18 protein-coding genes and 1 tRNA gene are annotated in these 14,747 nt (G+C 63.3%); 11 read left to right on the plus strand and 8 right to left on the minus strand.

Features of this window, described 5'->3' with window-relative positions; all coding sequences use genetic code 11:
* A complete protein-coding gene (locus tag HCN58_RS11450) occupies positions 1 to 240 on the minus strand; it encodes a cysteine rich repeat-containing protein (protein WP_235983535.1) in 240 nt (79 codons plus the stop codon).
* Positions 241 to 485: 245 nt separating this feature from the next.
* On the opposite strand from HCN58_RS11450, the gene HCN58_RS11455 reads away from it, so the two are divergent.
* Entirely contained in the window at positions 486 to 773 is a 288-nt protein-coding gene (locus tag HCN58_RS11455; RefSeq protein WP_171579417.1) for a hypothetical protein, read from the plus strand.
* 159 nt (positions 774 to 932) lie between these two features.
* Here HCN58_RS11455 and HCN58_RS11460 read toward each other — a convergent pair whose 3' ends face one another.
* Positions 933 to 2,879, minus strand: a complete 1,947-nt coding sequence (locus HCN58_RS11460; protein ID WP_171579418.1) for a sensor histidine kinase — start codon at positions 2,877 to 2,879, stop codon at positions 933 to 935.
* The gene (locus HCN58_RS11465; protein WP_171579419.1) at positions 2,876 to 3,553 is read right to left on the minus strand and encodes a response regulator; all 678 of its coding nucleotides are present in this window, start codon (positions 3,551 to 3,553) and stop codon (positions 2,876 to 2,878) included. The genes HCN58_RS11460 and HCN58_RS11465 overlap by 4 nt, the downstream gene beginning before the upstream one ends.
* Positions 3,554 to 3,712: 159 nt before the next feature.
* On the opposite strand from HCN58_RS11465, the gene HCN58_RS11470 reads away from it, so the two are divergent.
* From HCN58_RS11470 to HCN58_RS11480, 3 genes are all read left to right on the plus strand, one after another.
* Entirely contained in the window at positions 3,713 to 4,978 is a 1,266-nt protein-coding gene (locus tag HCN58_RS11470) for a threonine ammonia-lyase (RefSeq protein ID WP_171579420.1), read from the plus strand.
* A gap of 690 nt (positions 4,979 to 5,668) precedes the next feature.
* Positions 5,669 to 5,863: a hypothetical protein gene (locus tag HCN58_RS11475; protein WP_171579421.1), complete on the plus strand. Its 195-nt coding sequence runs from the start codon at positions 5,669 to 5,671 to the stop codon at positions 5,861 to 5,863.
* A 160-nt stretch (positions 5,864 to 6,023) separates the two neighbouring features.
* Complete coding sequence (locus HCN58_RS11480) at positions 6,024 to 6,320, plus strand: cytosolic protein (RefSeq protein ID WP_171579422.1); 297 nt, start codon at positions 6,024 to 6,026, stop codon at positions 6,318 to 6,320.
* A 112-nt stretch (positions 6,321 to 6,432) separates the two neighbouring features.
* On the opposite strand, the gene HCN58_RS11485 is transcribed toward HCN58_RS11480, so the two are convergent.
* Positions 6,433 to 7,320 carry a substrate-binding domain-containing protein gene (locus HCN58_RS11485; RefSeq protein WP_171579423.1) on the minus strand — a complete coding sequence of 296 codons (888 nt, stop codon included), beginning with the start codon at positions 7,318 to 7,320 and terminating at the stop codon, positions 6,433 to 6,435.
* 93 nt (positions 7,321 to 7,413) lie between these two features.
* Between HCN58_RS11485 and HCN58_RS11490 the strand changes: the two genes are divergently transcribed.
* From HCN58_RS11490 to HCN58_RS11500, 3 genes are all read left to right on the plus strand, one after another.
* Positions 7,414 to 8,103 (plus strand): ABC transporter permease, encoded by a 690-nt coding sequence (locus HCN58_RS11490; RefSeq protein WP_171579424.1) that lies wholly within the window; start codon positions 7,414 to 7,416, stop codon positions 8,101 to 8,103.
* A 2-nt stretch (positions 8,104 to 8,105) separates the two neighbouring features.
* On the plus strand, positions 8,106 to 8,828 hold the full coding sequence (locus tag HCN58_RS11495; RefSeq protein WP_171579425.1) for an energy-coupling factor ABC transporter ATP-binding protein: 723 nt from the start codon (positions 8,106 to 8,108) through the stop codon (positions 8,826 to 8,828).
* 78 nt (positions 8,829 to 8,906) lie between these two features.
* Positions 8,907 to 9,746, plus strand: coding sequence for an ABC transporter substrate-binding protein (locus HCN58_RS11500; RefSeq protein WP_210265974.1), 840 nt, complete (start codon positions 8,907 to 8,909; stop codon positions 9,744 to 9,746).
* Positions 9,747 to 9,776: 30 nt separating this feature from the next.
* Here HCN58_RS11500 and HCN58_RS11505 read toward each other — a convergent pair whose 3' ends face one another.
* Positions 9,777 to 9,986: a hypothetical protein gene (locus tag HCN58_RS11505; protein ID WP_210265934.1), complete on the minus strand. Its 210-nt coding sequence runs from the start codon at positions 9,984 to 9,986 to the stop codon at positions 9,777 to 9,779.
* Between the two features lie 180 nt (positions 9,987 to 10,166).
* Here HCN58_RS11505 and HCN58_RS11510 point away from each other — a divergent pair, with 180 nt between their 5' ends.
* A complete protein-coding gene (locus tag HCN58_RS11510) occupies positions 10,167 to 10,484 on the plus strand; it encodes a hypothetical protein (protein ID WP_171579428.1) in 318 nt (105 codons plus the stop codon).
* 70 nt (positions 10,485 to 10,554) lie between these two features.
* Here HCN58_RS11510 and HCN58_RS11515 read toward each other — a convergent pair whose 3' ends face one another.
* Positions 10,555 to 11,577, minus strand: coding sequence for a lytic transglycosylase domain-containing protein (locus HCN58_RS11515; RefSeq protein WP_171579429.1), 1,023 nt, complete (start codon positions 11,575 to 11,577; stop codon positions 10,555 to 10,557).
* A 121-nt stretch (positions 11,578 to 11,698) separates the two neighbouring features.
* On the opposite strand from HCN58_RS11515, the gene HCN58_RS11520 reads away from it, so the two are divergent.
* A complete protein-coding gene (locus tag HCN58_RS11520; RefSeq protein ID WP_171579430.1) occupies positions 11,699 to 12,883 on the plus strand; it encodes an MFS transporter in 1,185 nt (394 codons plus the stop codon).
* A gap of 74 nt (positions 12,884 to 12,957) precedes the next feature.
* Here HCN58_RS11520 and HCN58_RS35700 read toward each other — a convergent pair whose 3' ends face one another.
* Positions 12,958 to 13,170 (minus strand): hypothetical protein, encoded by a 213-nt coding sequence (locus HCN58_RS35700; RefSeq protein WP_235983587.1) that lies wholly within the window; start codon positions 13,168 to 13,170, stop codon positions 12,958 to 12,960.
* Here HCN58_RS35700 and HCN58_RS11525 point away from each other — a divergent pair.
* Positions 13,084 to 13,890, plus strand: coding sequence for an oxygenase MpaB family protein (locus HCN58_RS11525; protein WP_235983580.1), 807 nt, complete (start codon positions 13,084 to 13,086; stop codon positions 13,888 to 13,890). The two genes, HCN58_RS35700 and HCN58_RS11525, sit on opposite strands and share 87 nt — an antisense overlap.
* Before the next feature lie 90 nt (positions 13,891 to 13,980).
* Positions 13,981 to 14,328, plus strand: coding sequence for a hypothetical protein (locus HCN58_RS11530; RefSeq protein ID WP_171579432.1), 348 nt, complete (start codon positions 13,981 to 13,983; stop codon positions 14,326 to 14,328).
* Between the two features lie 227 nt (positions 14,329 to 14,555).
* Here HCN58_RS11530 and HCN58_RS11535 read toward each other — a convergent pair.
* Positions 14,556 to 14,640, minus strand: a tRNA-Leu gene (locus HCN58_RS11535).
* Positions 14,641 to 14,747: the final 107 nt, after the last annotated feature.

The following is a 14,747-nucleotide window of genomic DNA, read 5'->3' on the forward strand; positions in this document are numbered from 1 at the left end:
TTAGCCGCCGTGCGATTCCACCACCTTGCGGCAGCCATCCGACAGCTTCGTCTTGTTCGCTTTCAGGCAGGCATTCATCTGCGGCGGCTTGCCGATATGTCCGGCGCAGAATTTTCCGGCATCCGAACGGCAGGCCATCTGCTCCTGGGGGGTGGGTCCGGATTGCGCCTGAGCCAGCGAGCCGGCGGCGAGCGACAGGATCAGCGCGGTGGCTGCGGCCGCGACGGGAGTGGATTTCATTATTGGATCACCTTTCGAGGAGAACGTGGAGGTTGAATGCGCGCGAAAACTCGTCGAGGTTGCGGCCCCGGTCCATGCCATGTTCATGGCGTCGGAAATCGGCTGCAAATCGCCTCGCGCGCGCCCACACCATTTTCATGGGATGTTGCCGGGCACCTCGATGGACCATGTACATCTCGCGTCGGCTGCGGTGACCGATCGGCACATCGCAAAGAGCTGCACGCCCAATTCGGGAGAGATGACACATGTTGAAGAAGACAGGTTGGCTGAGCGCAGCTGTGACGCTCGCGGCATTTTCGGCCGTGGCCTCCTTTGCAGTCGGCGGCGCAAGCTCTGCCCAGGCTGCAGTGGTTTACTGCAAGACGGTTGGCGTGCCAAAGGGCTGCGTTGCGCGCCCGACCGCACCGGTCGCCGTGGTGGCGACGCCGGTCGTTGGCGTCGGCGCTGTCGGCGTCGGAGCTCCGGGCGTCGGCGTTCGGCCTGGCACGCCGATGAATCGCGGCGGTCCGGTGAATCGCGTTGGCCGCCGCTGAGGCGAAACGTGCTGATTCTACTGCGTCACAGCTTCTCAGAACGCTCATCATGAGGAGCCCGCAGAGCGGGCGTGTCGAAGGATGTCGGCCACAGACGGAGCCTCATGGTTCGAGACGCGCTTCGCGCTCATCACCATGAGGCTCGATGACTTGGTAAGGCTAACCGACAGCGCCGTCGCTGTCGGGAAAGCGGTGGGGCAATGTCAGCCTGACGCGTGTGCCTTTATGGGTCCCTTGTGCGCAGGAGCTCAATTGCAGCTCCGCGCCACAGCGAGCGGCGCGGTTTCGCATGTTGCGCAGGCCGCGCGCCGCTTTCGTCGCCCCGGCAGCCCCGCCGTCGGGCGCGATCTCAAACCCCTTGCCATCGTCCTCGACGGTGATGCGGCCGCGCTTGAGGCCGTTGGCGCCGGCCAGCGTTTCAATTCTCACCGTGATGCACCGCGCGTCGGCATGCTTGGCCGCATTGGTTACTGCCTCATCCAATAACCGCACGATCTGGATGACGTGCCACGGCCGCAGTTCGGGATAAACCGGCAGGCCCTGCGCCGTGACCGCGCGCCAGTCGAGCGCGATGTCATGCGGACGCAATTGCGCCATGGCGCGTTCGCGCCATGAGCCTAGCGCCAGCATTAGGTCGCCGCCGATGTCGTCCATGGAATCGATGACGAGGCGAAGATCCTTCAGCGCCGCGCGCGCCGCGTCGCTGATTTCCGCGCTGCCATTGCCGCGCTCACTGAGCGCCACGATGCTGACGAGCTGGCCGCCGAGCCCGTCATGCAGGTCGCGCATCAGGCGCGTGCGCTCCCGCGCCAGTGCCGCGGCGCGAGCGCGCTCCTCCTCGCGGGCGAAACTGGCCTTGAGCTTTTCCTCCGCCTCGCGCACCTGGGTGACGAGGCGGCCGGCAAAGCCGTCGACCTGATTGAGCGCTCGGGCAAACCGCCAGGTGAGCCCGGCGCCGATCGCGACCAGCATCGCCGAATAGGACAGCCGCGCGGTGAAGATGCGGTTCGGCATCATCTGAAATACCGAGAGCAGGTCGACGATCCAGCAGGTCAGCATGATCGTGACTGCGCAGCCGAGCAGGAAGCTCGCGACGTTCTGCCGTTGCAGCGCCGATCGCGCGGTAACGACGGCCATGATGAGAAGGGAGACGCCGACCATCGGCACGGCGAGAATCAGGAAGAGGGCGCGCACCAGCGCCTGGCTTCCGAACAGGCCAGCCAGCGCCAATACGATTCCCGGAATAAAGATGATCCAGGCATAGCGCTGCCACTTCCAGCCCGAGAACAATAGCGCGAATGTCAGCACCAGTCCGCTTTCGATCGGTGCGGAGGAAATCAGGATCACGTTGAGCTTGGAGAACGGCGTCTCGCCCATCGGCGTTTGCAGGAAAGCCTGACCGACACCCACAGCCATCGCCGCTGCCAGAACGCCGTAGGCCGGCTCATGGCGTCGCATTACCCACATGATGCCGAGGATGACGGCGAGGATCGCCTGCCAGGACGAGAACACCACCGGCAGGGTGACGAATATCAGCGTTCTCAGATCATAAGTCGGGCGCAACAATTCGTCCGGGCCGACCCAGATGCGATCGAGAAAGCCGGTGATGGGGCCCCAGATAAACAGCCGGATCGAGATGGCGTTGTCGCCATCGCGCAGCACCGATGCCGGGATCACCGCAATCACCGGCGTGTTGCGGTCGGGCCGGTTGGCGGCAGGATCGCGCCGGCTATCGAGGATCACAACATCGTTGACGGTAACCTCGACGCCGTTGGTGAAGCGCGGCAGGAATACCGACCAGGCGCGCGAGGCCTCGCCGGCCGGGCGGACGAATTTCCCGCTGAAGCGGGGCGGATCGTTCATCGCATTTCGCAACGGGGAGAAGTACGGCAGCGCCACCGCCCGCTCGATTCCGGCTTCGGTGAGCTGAAATGCCGTCAGCTGATACTGCGCGGGAGGTCCCGGCAGCGACTGCAGAAGCGCCAGGACGCCGGCGGCGGCGATCACCGCCTGCAGCAGCAGATACTGGATGAGACCGGACCATCGCAGCCGACGCCGCTCGCGGCCGGGCAGCTCCGGTTGCACGTCGTCGCCGTGATCGTTCACAACTTGATCAAACCCTGCTGGACCGCCTCGAACACCGCCTCGCCCCGGGTATGGACCTCGAGCTTGCGATAGATACTCTTGATATGCCCCGGCACGGTCTGGCGCGACAGGCCGAGATGGCTGGCGATCTCGGCGTAGCTGAAACCCTTGGCGATGCCCCAGAGAATGTCGATCTCGCGTGGCGTCAGTTTTGCGGTGTTGAGCGCAGGGCCGGGCGGCGGCTCCGGCGTGCTCTGGGTTCGGCGCACGATGAAGCGCGCGATCGACGCCGAGATCGGCGAATGTCCGGCGACGAGGTCGCGCACAGTGGCGGCGATGTCGGTCGGGAAGGCGTCCTTGAGCAGATAGCCGGTCGCGCCGACGGTGATCGCCGAAATCACGCTTTCCTCGTCGCCGAGGATCGAGATCACCATGATCTCGGTATCGGGAAAGCGCTGCCGGGTCTCGCGGATCAGATCGACGCCATGGCCATCCGGCAACTGAAGATCGGTCAGCAACACTTTTGGCGCGCCTTGCGCGAGACAGGCGCGGGCTTCCGTGAGCGTGCCGGCGGCCCTGACCTGGTACCCGGCCTTGGCGAGCGCGTCCTGCAGCCGCCAAAGCGTCGGCGCGTCGTCCTCGACCAGCACGACCGTGATGGCCTCCGCCTTGGGTCCATCACTCAATGAATTCATCTGAAAACTCCGGCTGCCTGTCCTGCAGCCCGCGCAAGTGTAACCACACGGCAGCTTTTTGCGACACCCATGTTCATGGGGCGGGAGTTTTGCGAGATTCGAGGGAGGCGCAAGAAGCGGAAAAGGCCTATACGATTGCCTGTTAACGAGGCCACCGAAATGCCAAATCCCTCCAAAAATGTACCGCCGAAAAATGCTTCGGAACCGAGCCGCCTTGCGGTCACGCCCGAGGACATCACGGCCGCGGCCGCTTCCATTGCTGGCTCGGTCGTCGTCACCGAATGCGACCAGAGCCGGACGCTGAGCGAGATCTGTGGCTGCAGCCTCTGGCTCAAATTCGAGAACCTGCAGTTCACCTCGACCTTCAAGGAGCGCGGCGCGCTCAACCGGCTGCTGGCGCTGTCGCCGAAGGAGCGGCGACGCGGCGTGATCGCGATGTCGGCCGGCAATCACGCGCAGGGCGTAGCTTATCATGCCAGCCGACTCGGGATACCCGCAACCATCGTGATGCCGATCGGCACGCCGATGGTGAAGATCGAGAACACCCGGCGTCACGGCGCGAATACGATCATCTCCGGCAAGACGCTGGAAGAGGCCGGCGAGTTCGCGCGCACGCATGGCGAGGCGCACGGCATGATCATGATCCATCCTTACGACGATCCGCTGATCATCGCGGGACAGGGCACCATCGCGCTGGAAATGCTACGGGCCGCGCCGCAGCTCGATACGCTGGTGGTGCCGATCGGCGGCGGCGGGCTGATTTCCGGGGTCGCGATCGCGGCCAGATCGCTGAAGCCGGATCTGCTGATCGTCGGCGTGCAGGCGCAGCTCTATCCGTCGATGTACAACGCCATCCAGGGCCACCATCTGCCGATGCGTGGTGACACGCTCGCCGAAGGCATTGCGGTGAAGGTGCCGGGCCGGATCACTACCGAGATCATCCGCCATCTCGTCGACGAGATCGTTCTCGTCACCGAAGATCAGATCGAGCGGGCGGTGGCGATGCTGATCGCGATCGAAAAGACCGTGGTCGAGGGCGCCGGCGCCGCGGGCCTTGCCGCGGTGCTGGCCACCCCGGAGCGTTTTGCCGGGCGCAATGTCGGCCTCGTGCTAACCGGCGGCAACATCGATACGCGGCTGATCGCTTCCGTGCTGACCCGCGAGCTCGCGCGCGAGGGACGGCTGACGCAGATCGCCATCGACATCGTCGACCGGCCCGGCCAGCTCGCTGCCGTCTCGGCGCTGCTCGCCGAAGCCGGCGCCAACATCATCGAGGTCTCGCACCAGCGGACGTTCTCCGATTTGCCCGCCAAGGGCACGTTGCTGGAAGTCGTCATCGAAACGCGCGACCGCGTGCATCTTGACGATGTCATGAAGCGGCTCGGCGAAGCAGGTTTTGTCGCGTGGCTACCGGGGCGGAGGTAAGCGTGGCGGTTTCGAGCGATGCATGTCCCCCGGATTGTGGCAGCCTTACTCACTGGAAAATGGGCGGTTCGGGGCGCATATTCTGAGAATGACAATCGTCAAATGCGATTGTGGCGCTGAGTACCAGCGCACCGAGGAAAAGTTCTTGGTGCCGCACACTGGCTACGCATCCTGTAAAATCTGCGGGGCTACGCTGGAGTCATGGTCCGAAACCACCCATGTTCCCACATTCGATCTGGTCAAACGTCCAGACGGGAAGCCGGTTTGACCGTCATTTTCCCGAACCAACGTACTACCCCCCGAGTGCCTGCGATCACGATAGGACGCTTTCATCCTATAGGTGAACAGACGCTTCCAGATCTGTTGCAGGTTGTTCCCTGTCCTATTCACATGGGGAGTGTGCTGACTAGAACAACACCTCACCGTCCGAGCCCCCGTTTCACCCGCTCGCGGCTTGCCGACCTCCCACAGGTCATTGGGAACGATCTGCGCTCAATGGCGTAGGAATCGGGTGGCGTCGCCTGAACAGACGCCACGAGCGGCTCCAGTTCTTTGCGCCGTCGGTCCGACTCCCGGGGCTGGAGCTACCTTGGAGCTTCGAGCCCTGGAAATGACGGCCTCGGCGATCCCACGCTGGGGCTGCCTTATGTCCCACATTCGGCCGAGGATCCACACCCGAGGAGTAACACCATGACCCCACACATCCCCGAGGATTTTTCCACCAGGTTGATCAACTGGAGTCCCTTCGTGATCATGGGCAACACGATGCCGCCCCGGGATCCTGAAGACGGAGAGGACGAAGAGGAAGAGGAAGAGGACGAGGACGAAGACGAAGAGGAGAGCGTCGCCGAACCGGCGGTCGTGCGCGAGCCGGACGAAGACTAGAGCATGATGCCTTCAAGATGGGGCATAGCCTGAGTTTGACACCTTCTGGCTCCATCACCTCGTCGATATGGCGAGGGCTTCGCGGTTAGCCCGTGTTCCTGACCGCTTCAGCGAGCATGAAGTGAAGCTGGCCTTCAGTCCAACAGCGAAGGAGTGTTCGATGAAATCGCATTTGCTGCTCACGGCGAGCGGTCCGTTGCTCATTCTCACGTCGCACGAGTCGTTGCGCGATCCGAATCTCCTCGGCAAGCTCAAGCACAAAGGGATTGGCAAGTTCGTCGCATTTGAGGTTCCAGTGTCGCTCGCCAGGGAGCGCTACGGCGGGCATTTCCAAGCGGTCGAGAGTGATCTGCACGAGACCGATGATTTGAGAGTGCTCGATTTCAACGGCCAGCGGGTCTTTCAGCTCTTTCGTTTCGATGAACTCGGCGCACCGACCCTTCAAGAACAGCCGTGATCTGGTTTTGTCATAAAGGCATGACCCGAAAGCATGCTGGGAAATTTTCTATTCAATCGCCACAATCGGGTTGCGAGCCCGGGATTTGGTCGCGCGCGCCCTCGTCCGCGCCCTAATTCACCAGGCGCACCGCGCCGATGTCAGCGACGTCATAGCCGCCGAGTTCAGTGGCGCGATCGCGCAGCACGGAACAGCGCATGAAGCCAAACAGCGCCTGCGGCCCCGGCAGAAAATAATCGCGCTGCCGCAGCACGAGGTCAAACCGCTCCCAGGCGATCGGCAGGAAATCGAGCCCGGCTGAGCGCGCCACGCTTCGCGTGGCTATGCCGCAATCGATGCGGCCGGCGCGCACGGCTTGCGCGATGTCCGGCCCGGTCGGAAACGCCGGCTTCGCCAGTTTCAGTTCGTCCATCGCAATCCCGGCGCGCGCTAACAGCGCGAGCAGCAGCAATTGCGCGCCGGCGCCGGCCGGGCGCTGCGCCGTCCGCGCGCCAGATTTTGCAATCGAAGCCATATCACTTAGTCCGAGCGGATTGCCGGGCGCGACCAGAATGCCTTGCTCGCGCCGCGCAAACGCAATGACCACCGCGTCGTGCAACCCCGGTGTATCGGCGACCGCTTCGACATTAGCCCTCTCGTCGTCGCCGTCGAGGCGGTGCAGGTGGATCGCCGCAACTATCACCTCGCCCCGCGTCAGCCGCCGCAGGCCTTCCTCGCTGCCTTCGGGCAGGCTGGCGAGGCCGCAATTGCTTTCGCGCAAAGCCCATTCCAGCAGCGGATCATGGCTGCCGCCGACGATCGGCGGCGCCGCCACCTGCGCCAGCGCGGCGGGCGCGATGAGGCCGGCCGACACCCAGCGGTCCAGCGCCGTGCGCGGAAACAGCCAGCGCCCGGTCACCTTGCTGCAGGGCACTTCGCGGTTCGCCACCAGCTCGTAGAGCTTGCGCTCGGAGAGGCGGAGATAGTCGGCCGCTTCGTCGGTCGTGAGGAGCTCCGGCATCAAGAACCAATATGCATTTGAGTGCAAATATTACAGAAATTGACCATACCGCTGCTATCTGCGCAAGATGTCCCGCCGTTAGTGGAATTACAAATGCCACATCAGTCAGCCCTTCAACTTGTCCTCAGCGGCGATCCCGCGCTGTTCGCTATTGTGCGGCTGTCGCTCCATGTGAGCCTGTCAGCGGTGGTGCTGGCCGCGCTGATCGGCATTCCCCTGGGCGCCTGGATCGCGCTGACGAGATTCCCCGGCCGCCAGGGCGTCATCGTCCTGCTCAATGCGTTGATGGGCCTGCCGCCGGTCGTCGTCGGTCTCGCGGTGTATCTCGCGCTGTCGCGCTCCGGGCCACTCGGCGCGTTCGGCCTGTTGTTCACGCCAGGCGCGATGATCATCGCGCAGACCGTGCTGGTCACGCCGATCATCGCCGCGCTGACGCGCCAGACTGTCGAGGATCTCTGGCTCGAATACCACGACGAACTCACCGCGATGAACCTCGGCCCGATCGGCCGTGTGGTGGCGCTGATCTGGGATGCGCGCTTCAGTCTGGTCACCGCGCTGCTCGCCGGCTTCGGCCGCGCCGCGGCGGAGGTCGGCGCCATCATCATCGTCGGCGGCAACATCGAGGGTTTTACCCGCACGATGACGACCGCGATTGCGCTGGAAACCTCCAAGGGCGACCTGCCGCTCGCCGTCGGCCTCGGCCTCGTGCTGATTTCGATCGTGATCGCCGTCAACGCGCTGGCCTGGAGCGTGCGCCGCGCCGGCGAGCGATTGGCGGGATGACCATGCGCGCGCCTTCGAGCGAACTGCCGATCGAACTCGATGGCGTGACGGTTGCGGCTCGCGGCGTCACTATCCTCGACGACATCGCGCTCGCGCTGGCGCCAGGCCCGCCGACGGTTTTGATCGGCCCCAACGGCTCGGGCAAATCGACGCTGCTGCGCCTGGCAATGGGGCTGCTGGCGCCGTCGCGCGGGCGCATCACCTGGGGCGGCCTCGAACATGTCCCGCCGCTCAAGCGCGCGATCGTGTTTCAGCGCCCGGCGATGCTGAGGCGCAGCGCCGCCGCCAACCTCCGCTTCGCGTTGCGCGCCGCCGGCATCCCGCGCGCGGAACATGCGCGCCGCATCGCTGAACTGCTCGAACTGGTTGGTTTGGAGGCGCTCGCCGACCGCGCAGCGCGCCGGCTCTCCGGCGGCGAGCAGCAGCGGCTGGCGCTTGCACGCGCGCTGGCGCGCGATCCCGCCGTGCTGTTTCTGGACGAGCCGACCGCGAGCCTCGACCCCGTCGCCACCAAGGCAGTGGAAGACATCATCCGTGCCGTCAGCGAACGCAACATCAAGGTCGTGATGGCGACCCATGATCTCGGCGAAGCGCGCAGGCTCGCCGGCGAACTCGTCATGCTTCACCGCGGCCGCGTTGTCGAAACCGGTGCAGCCGCGTCATTTTTCGACGCGCCGCAAACCGTCGAGGCGAGGGCGTTCCTCGCCGGCGAACTATTGATTTAGCGCATGATCCGGAAAAAATGGTTACCGGTTTTCCGAAGCGATCATGCGCAAACTAAAGATGGGAGAAAACAAATGAATATGCTCACGCGCCGTCTTCTGATTGCGGCGACCGCCAGCCTGGTGTTCGCAAGTGGCGCAGTCGCGCAGGACAAATCGCAAGAGAGATCTATTCTGGTGGCCTCGACCACCTCGACGCAGGATTCCGGCCTGTTCGGCCACATCCTGCCGATGTTCAAGGCCAAGACCGGCATCGATGTAAAGGTGGTGGCGCAGGGCACGGGGCAGGCGCTCGATACCGGGCGCCGCGGCGATGCCGATGTCGTGTTCGTTCACGCCAAGTCGGTGGAAGAAAAATTCGTCGCCGAAGGCTTTGGCGTCAAGCGCTATCCCGTGATGTACAACGACTTCATCCTGATCGGGCCGAAGAGCGATCCCGCCGGCATCAAGGGCTCGAAGGACATCGTTGCAGCGCTCGGCGCGATCAAGGCCAAGGGCGCCGATTTCATCTCGCGCGGCGACAAGTCCGGCACCCATCAGGCCGAACTCAACCTCTGGAAGGTCGCCGGCATCGACATCGCAAAGGACAAGGGCACCTGGTACAAGGAGATCGGCCAGGGCATGGGTGCGGCGCTAAACACCGCGTCCGCCTCCGACGCTTATGTGCTCGCCGATCGCGGCACCTGGTTGTCGTTCAGGAACTGCGGCGACCTCGTCATCGCCGTCGAAGGCGACAAGCGTTTGTTCAACCAGTACGGCGTCATGCTGGTGAATCCGGACAAGCATCCGAGCGTCAAGAAGGACCTCGGCCAGCAATTCATCGACTGGCTGGTGTCGTCGGAAGGGCAGAAGGCGATCGCCGATTACAAGATCAACGGTGAGCAGTTGTTTTATCCTAACGCCAGCGATTCCGGCGCGTGATGCGCAGTTGCGATCAGTCCAGCGCAATGATCACGGTTCGCTCGCAGTCGGCGGCTTCTCGCCAGGCTTGATCGCCGGATCTGTGATCAGGCGATAGGTCGGCACCCATGCGGTGTCCCACTTTTCGAGCGTCGCGCCGCAAGCCGTGCACTCAAAACTGTCGATCTCGCGCGAGGTCGCCATCGCCTCGGTGCGATGGTAGAGCGCGCCACATCTGCAATGTCGCTGTGTTCCGATCACCAACGATGTGTAAGCCCCGGCGCGAAGCCGTACAACGCTACTCTTGTCGCAGGAACTGCCGTTCACATTCATGAATATTTGTTCAAGCAGCTATCGCGGTCTTAATGTCGCAGATCGGAACGTGGCAGAGGTGCGGTGATTAGATTGGGTAGCGTTCGACACATTCACTGGAGTTCAATGATGAAGAAACTAGCCATCGTATTTGCCGTTGGTGCTGCTGCGCTGATCGGCGGTTCCGCCGCCAACGCCGCCGACAATGCGGTGAAGGCGAAACCTTCGACGGATGTCGCACAGTCCTCCACTGACTTCAGCGCCCATCGCCGCCACTGGCGCCACCATCGGCACTGGAGCTATGGTCACTACCGCCCGTATTACAATAGCTACGGCTACTATGCGCCGCGGCGCTACGGGTACTACGGTCCCCGCTATTACGGCGGTGGTCCCCGCTATTACGGCGGCGGTCCCGGCGTAACCTTCAGCTTCGGCACCGGCTGGTAAGACAGGCCGCTAAAGCAAAAAGCCCGCAGCAATGCGGGCTTTTTTCGTGCAGGACCGACTGGTGAAGAGTCTACAGTTCCCGCGATGCTCTCGATGACTTTGTCCGGCCGGCGGCGCCAGAGGCCGACGCAAGACGGGTGACGGATTGCTTCCCGAGCTTCCGCGTCGGAGCCTTTCCTGCCAGCCGGGTTGCCTTTGCATTTGCATTTCGGAACGCCGCGCGTACGGTCGCCGCAGTTCGGCTTGCAACAAGCCGCCGCTTGTTGGGAGCCGCGTGGCTCTCTTCGGCAATATCCGCCTTTTGCAACATTGCGCTGACGGAAGGCGCCAAATTGACCGGCATTTCGGCGATCTGATCATCCTTCGACAGGCCACCGACTCCTTCACATGGCGCCTTGTCCGGCAGGTCCGTCGGCATGTGGACGGTGTTGTTTGCGGCCGTCCAGGCCTCCGCCTTGTGGCCGGTGATGATCTTGACGTAAGCGCGCGTTTCCTTCGGTAACGCGCCGCGCCGCGATAGCCACTTCTCGATCCTGCCGCCGCCCGCATTATACGCTGCCGCGGCAAGCCCGATATTTCCGAACTGATCATGAAGCTTGCGAAGAAACCTTGCCGACGCAGGAATCGCCTGCAGCGGATCGAACGGGTCTCTCAAGCCCATTTCGACGGCCGTTTGCGGCATGAATTGCGCGATGCCCTGCGCGCCTGCCGAACTGACCTCCGCCGTTCGAAACCGGCTTTCCTGCCAGAGCAGGCGCGCGAGAAACCCGATCGGAATATCGTTTTCCTCAGCAGCCGTCTTCACCGCTTCACAGATCGGATTCGGTGACGCAGCCTCGTTGTTGAACGAGGCGGCTGCATGCGCATCGGCATCGGCTGCGGTCTCGTATGACGCGGCAGCGATGCTTGTTGCGTCCGACTCTTGCGAATACTCGACCGACGCGGTCACGGTTCCTCTATGAGAATTCGATGTCGTGGCGGGTTCCGATTGCGCTTCGGCAACTACGAAAGATAGTTCCGTCCTGATGTCGGAACTTTCAACATCCACCGCGACGACGAACACAGCAATCACGGCGGCGAAAAGATATCGCATCAACTTCCATCCATATGTGAGAAGGCCGGTCGGATAGAAGTTGGATGTGGAGATTTCGCGGATGAACTACGGCAGAGCCGTGTTCTTCTCGCCCGTAATTCTACCGAGGGGAACTTGAAAAATGCGCGTTCCTGCGCCGGTCGCCTACATCGCTCTTTACGCCGCGTTGTACGCTGCGTTCGGCGTGGCATCGCCTTTCTGGCCGAAATTTTTTGAAACCAGAGCGCTGACGCCCGAGCAGATCGGCGTGATACTGGCGGCTGCGTTGCTGGTGCGTCTTGTCGCCGGTCCTTTTGTTGGGACGCTCGCCGACTTCCTGCAATCGTTGCGCCTCATACTCGCATTCTGCGCCGCCTTCGCGGCCGCAGCGGCCGCGGCGCTGCTGTGGGCGAATGGTTTCTGGTTGTTACTTCTTGTGACGCTGGTCCAAGCCGCGGCACTGGCCCCCACGACATCGATCGCCGATGCGTTGGCGGTCAACGCAGCCAGACCTCAGCTAGCGGGGCGGCCTTTTGAATACGGCTGGATTCGCGGTGCGGCGTCGGCCGCTTTCATCTGCGGCACGCTGATCATCGGGCAACTCATAACTTCCACCGACCTGACACGCGTGATCTGGCTGAACGCAGCTCTGCTTGTCGCTGCCGCTGGGGCAACCGCGCTGGTACCCAGGGTTTCGCCGTCATCGACGCCGTCCACCGGGATGCCAAAGCTTGCGAGCGAGATTTATGGCCTCGTTGGGATCGCACGATTTCGAATCCTGATCCTCGTCTCGGCTCTGATCTATGGCAGCCACGCCATGCATGACGCCTTTGCCGTGATCCGGTGGAGCAATGCCGGAATAGACACATCGGCCATAAGCGTCCTGTGGTCGGAAGCCGTCGCCGCAGAAGTCATCGTGTTCTTTTTGATCGGACCGGCATTGCTCAACCGGCTCGGCGCGCGGGGTGCGGCAGCGTTGGCGGCGACAGCAGGAATCATCCGCTGGTCGGTCGCGGGGACAATGACGTCCGTCGTTGCGCTCGCGATTGTGCAGCCGCTGCACGGATTGACGTTCGCGCTGCTGCATCTCGCATGCATGCGGTTGATGGCGGCTCTTGTCCCCGCCAGAATGGCCGCAACGGCCCAGTCCCTTTATGCGTTTGGGGCAGGCGCGGTGACAGCCGCATTGACACTGTTTTCAGGGTTTTTCTATGCCAGGTATGGCGGAGGGGCGTTTGCTGCGATGGCGGTTCTCTGCGGCCTCGCGTTGCCGCTCGCCTGGTTTGGCTTTGGCGACGCGCAGGACAGATCTGCCCGCGCACGCTGAGTTGGAGTAGAATCCGCTTCGCGAAAGCAGCTCGATCTATCTCGAAGGTTTGCCCATTGGTCTCGGAAAGCGATTTAGACGCTACTCTCGATGTTATCAGGGCCGGCGCCGCCGGGCCGGCTGAGGGCATTTTCGGACCGGCGTCGATGACGTGGCGGATCGACCGGGAAGCCGTAATCTTTCTGGGAGCCGGGCGCGCATTGCTGCTTCAATTGGCGCATCCCTGGGTCGCGGCCGCGGTCGCCGAGCACTCGCGCACCTTTGCCGATCCGATCGGTCGCTTTCATCGAACTTTCGAGCTTATGTTTACAATGGTGTTCGGTTCGCTCGACGGCGCAACCGCCGCGGCCCGCCGCTTGCACCGGCGGCACGCGATGATCTCCGGCGTGTTGCCCGAGACGATCGGCCCGTTCGCCAAAGGCTCGTCCTACAATGCCAACGACGTGGCCGCGCTGCGCTGGGTTCACGCCACCCTCGTCGAAACTGCCGCCATCGCACACGACCTCGTCTTGCCTCCGCTCTCGCCCGAAGAGCGCGAGCGATATTGGGTCGAAAGCCGGTTGTTCGGCGCACTGTTCGGGCTGAAGCCCGAGGATCTGCCGGCGAATTGGTCAGCATTCGCCGACTACAACGCCGCGATGGCTCGATCGGATACCTTGTCCGTCAGCACCGCGGCGCGTGACGTGGCCCACAACATCTTAACCGGCGCACGTCCGTGGTTGCGGCCACCGCGCTGGTATGTGGCCCTGAGCGCACAGATGTTGCCCGAGCGGCTGCGCACAGGCTTTGGCTTCGATCTCGACGAACGCGATCAAAGAGCCGCGGACCGCGCGCTCAAATGGACCCGCCGCGTGTATCCCTATCTGCCGACCGGCCTTCGCTACGTCGGCCCCTATCACGAAGCCCAGGCGCGGCTGCAGGGAAAGCCGCGGCTCGAGCTGGCCACCCGGTGGCTCAATCGGGCGTGGACTGGACGACCGCGGCTGGATGATCGTCGGGAGAGGTGAGGCCGATGGGCATCGGCGTGTCATTTGCGTAAGAGATCTGCCTGCCGACGATCCCTGAAAACGAACCTTGAGAACTGGATTTTAAGACCGATGGACCAGGACGACCCGAGTGACGAGATTTCGCGGATCGAAGCGCGGCTCGAGGAGCTAGCCGAGGTCGCCGAGCGCTGCCGCAAGATCACGCTGGTCTCGAAGGCGTCGATCGCCGCCGGAGCCGGACTGATGCTCGTCACGATGCTCGGCCTGCTCGGGTCCAATCAGGTCGCCGCCCTCGGCTCGATTGCCGCGGTGCTGGGCGGCATCGTGTCGCTCGGCTCCAACGCCAGCACCTTGCGGCAGACCATGGCCGCCATCAGCGACGCTGAAGCGCTTCGTTCCGATCTGATCGGCAGGATCGACCTTCGCGTGGTCGGTGATGAAACGATGAGGCAGATTTGAGTGGCTCGCCCGCGCGGCGTCTTTCGATATACCGGTGACGACCACTTGCTCCAGCGCGGCACGTCGTGACCTCGGCGCTCCATGTTGAACCTGGCTTTGCCGAGCCGACGCTGCGAAAGCAGCGAAGGCTGTCCCTCTTCGCTTTCGCAGGCTCAAGCTTCGCCGGACACGATTTGGCCTGGCAGTTCTGCGTGGCAGCGCCACGCGTAGCCCGCGAAGGCGAAGCGTGGTGCCCCTGGCCGGAATCGAACCAGCACTCCTTGCGGAACTCGATTTTGAGTCGAGCGCGTCTACCAGTTCCGCCACAGGGGCCTTCGGTCGCGTGCCGGAGGGCCGGTGCGGCGAAGCCGGCGGAATATAGCGGGCGGCGCTTCGGGGTCAACCCGCGCGGAAGTGATTGTGGTGTGTCTCGACACCTA

The sequence above is a fragment of the Bradyrhizobium australiense genome, from assembly GCF_013114825.1.
GTDB classification, from domain to species: Bacteria; Pseudomonadota; Alphaproteobacteria; order Rhizobiales; family Xanthobacteraceae; genus Bradyrhizobium; species Bradyrhizobium australiense.

Bases quoted from the DNA above. Each gene is read 5' to 3' on its own strand.
- HCN58_RS11455 (WP_171579417.1), top strand. From the start codon at position 486: ATGTTGAAGAAGACAGGTTGGCTGAGCGCAGCTGTGACGCTCGCGGCA.
- HCN58_RS11520 (WP_171579430.1), top strand. From the start codon at position 11,699: ATGCGCGTTCCTGCGCCGGTCGCCTACATCGCTCTTTACGCCGCGTTG.
- HCN58_RS11500 (WP_210265974.1), top strand. From the start codon at position 8,907: ATGCTCACGCGCCGTCTTCTGATTGCGGCGACCGCCAGCCTGGTGTTC.
- HCN58_RS11465 (WP_171579419.1), bottom strand. From the start codon at position 3,553: ATGAATTCATTGAGTGATGGACCCAAGGCGGAGGCCATCACGGTCGTG.
- HCN58_RS11495 (WP_171579425.1), top strand. From the start codon at position 8,106: ATGCGCGCGCCTTCGAGCGAACTGCCGATCGAACTCGATGGCGTGACG.
- HCN58_RS11470 (WP_171579420.1), top strand. From the start codon at position 3,713: ATGCCAAATCCCTCCAAAAATGTACCGCCGAAAAATGCTTCGGAACCG.
- HCN58_RS11475 (WP_171579421.1), top strand. From the start codon at position 5,669: ATGACCCCACACATCCCCGAGGATTTTTCCACCAGGTTGATCAACTGG.
- HCN58_RS11450 (WP_235983535.1), bottom strand. From the start codon at position 240: ATGAAATCCACTCCCGTCGCGGCCGCAGCCACCGCGCTGATCCTGTCG.
- HCN58_RS11515 (WP_171579429.1), bottom strand. From the start codon at position 11,577: ATGCGATATCTTTTCGCCGCCGTGATTGCTGTGTTCGTCGTCGCGGTG.
- HCN58_RS11510 (WP_171579428.1), top strand. From the start codon at position 10,167: ATGAAGAAACTAGCCATCGTATTTGCCGTTGGTGCTGCTGCGCTGATC.
- HCN58_RS11480 (WP_171579422.1), top strand. From the start codon at position 6,024: ATGAAATCGCATTTGCTGCTCACGGCGAGCGGTCCGTTGCTCATTCTC.
- HCN58_RS35700 (WP_235983587.1), bottom strand. From the start codon at position 13,170: ATGAAAGCGACCGATCGGATCGGCAAAGGTGCGCGAGTGCTCGGCGAC.
- HCN58_RS11485 (WP_171579423.1), bottom strand. From the start codon at position 7,320: ATGCCGGAGCTCCTCACGACCGACGAAGCGGCCGACTATCTCCGCCTC.
- HCN58_RS11490 (WP_171579424.1), top strand. From the start codon at position 7,414: ATGCCACATCAGTCAGCCCTTCAACTTGTCCTCAGCGGCGATCCCGCG.
- HCN58_RS11530 (WP_171579432.1), top strand. From the start codon at position 13,981: ATGGACCAGGACGACCCGAGTGACGAGATTTCGCGGATCGAAGCGCGG.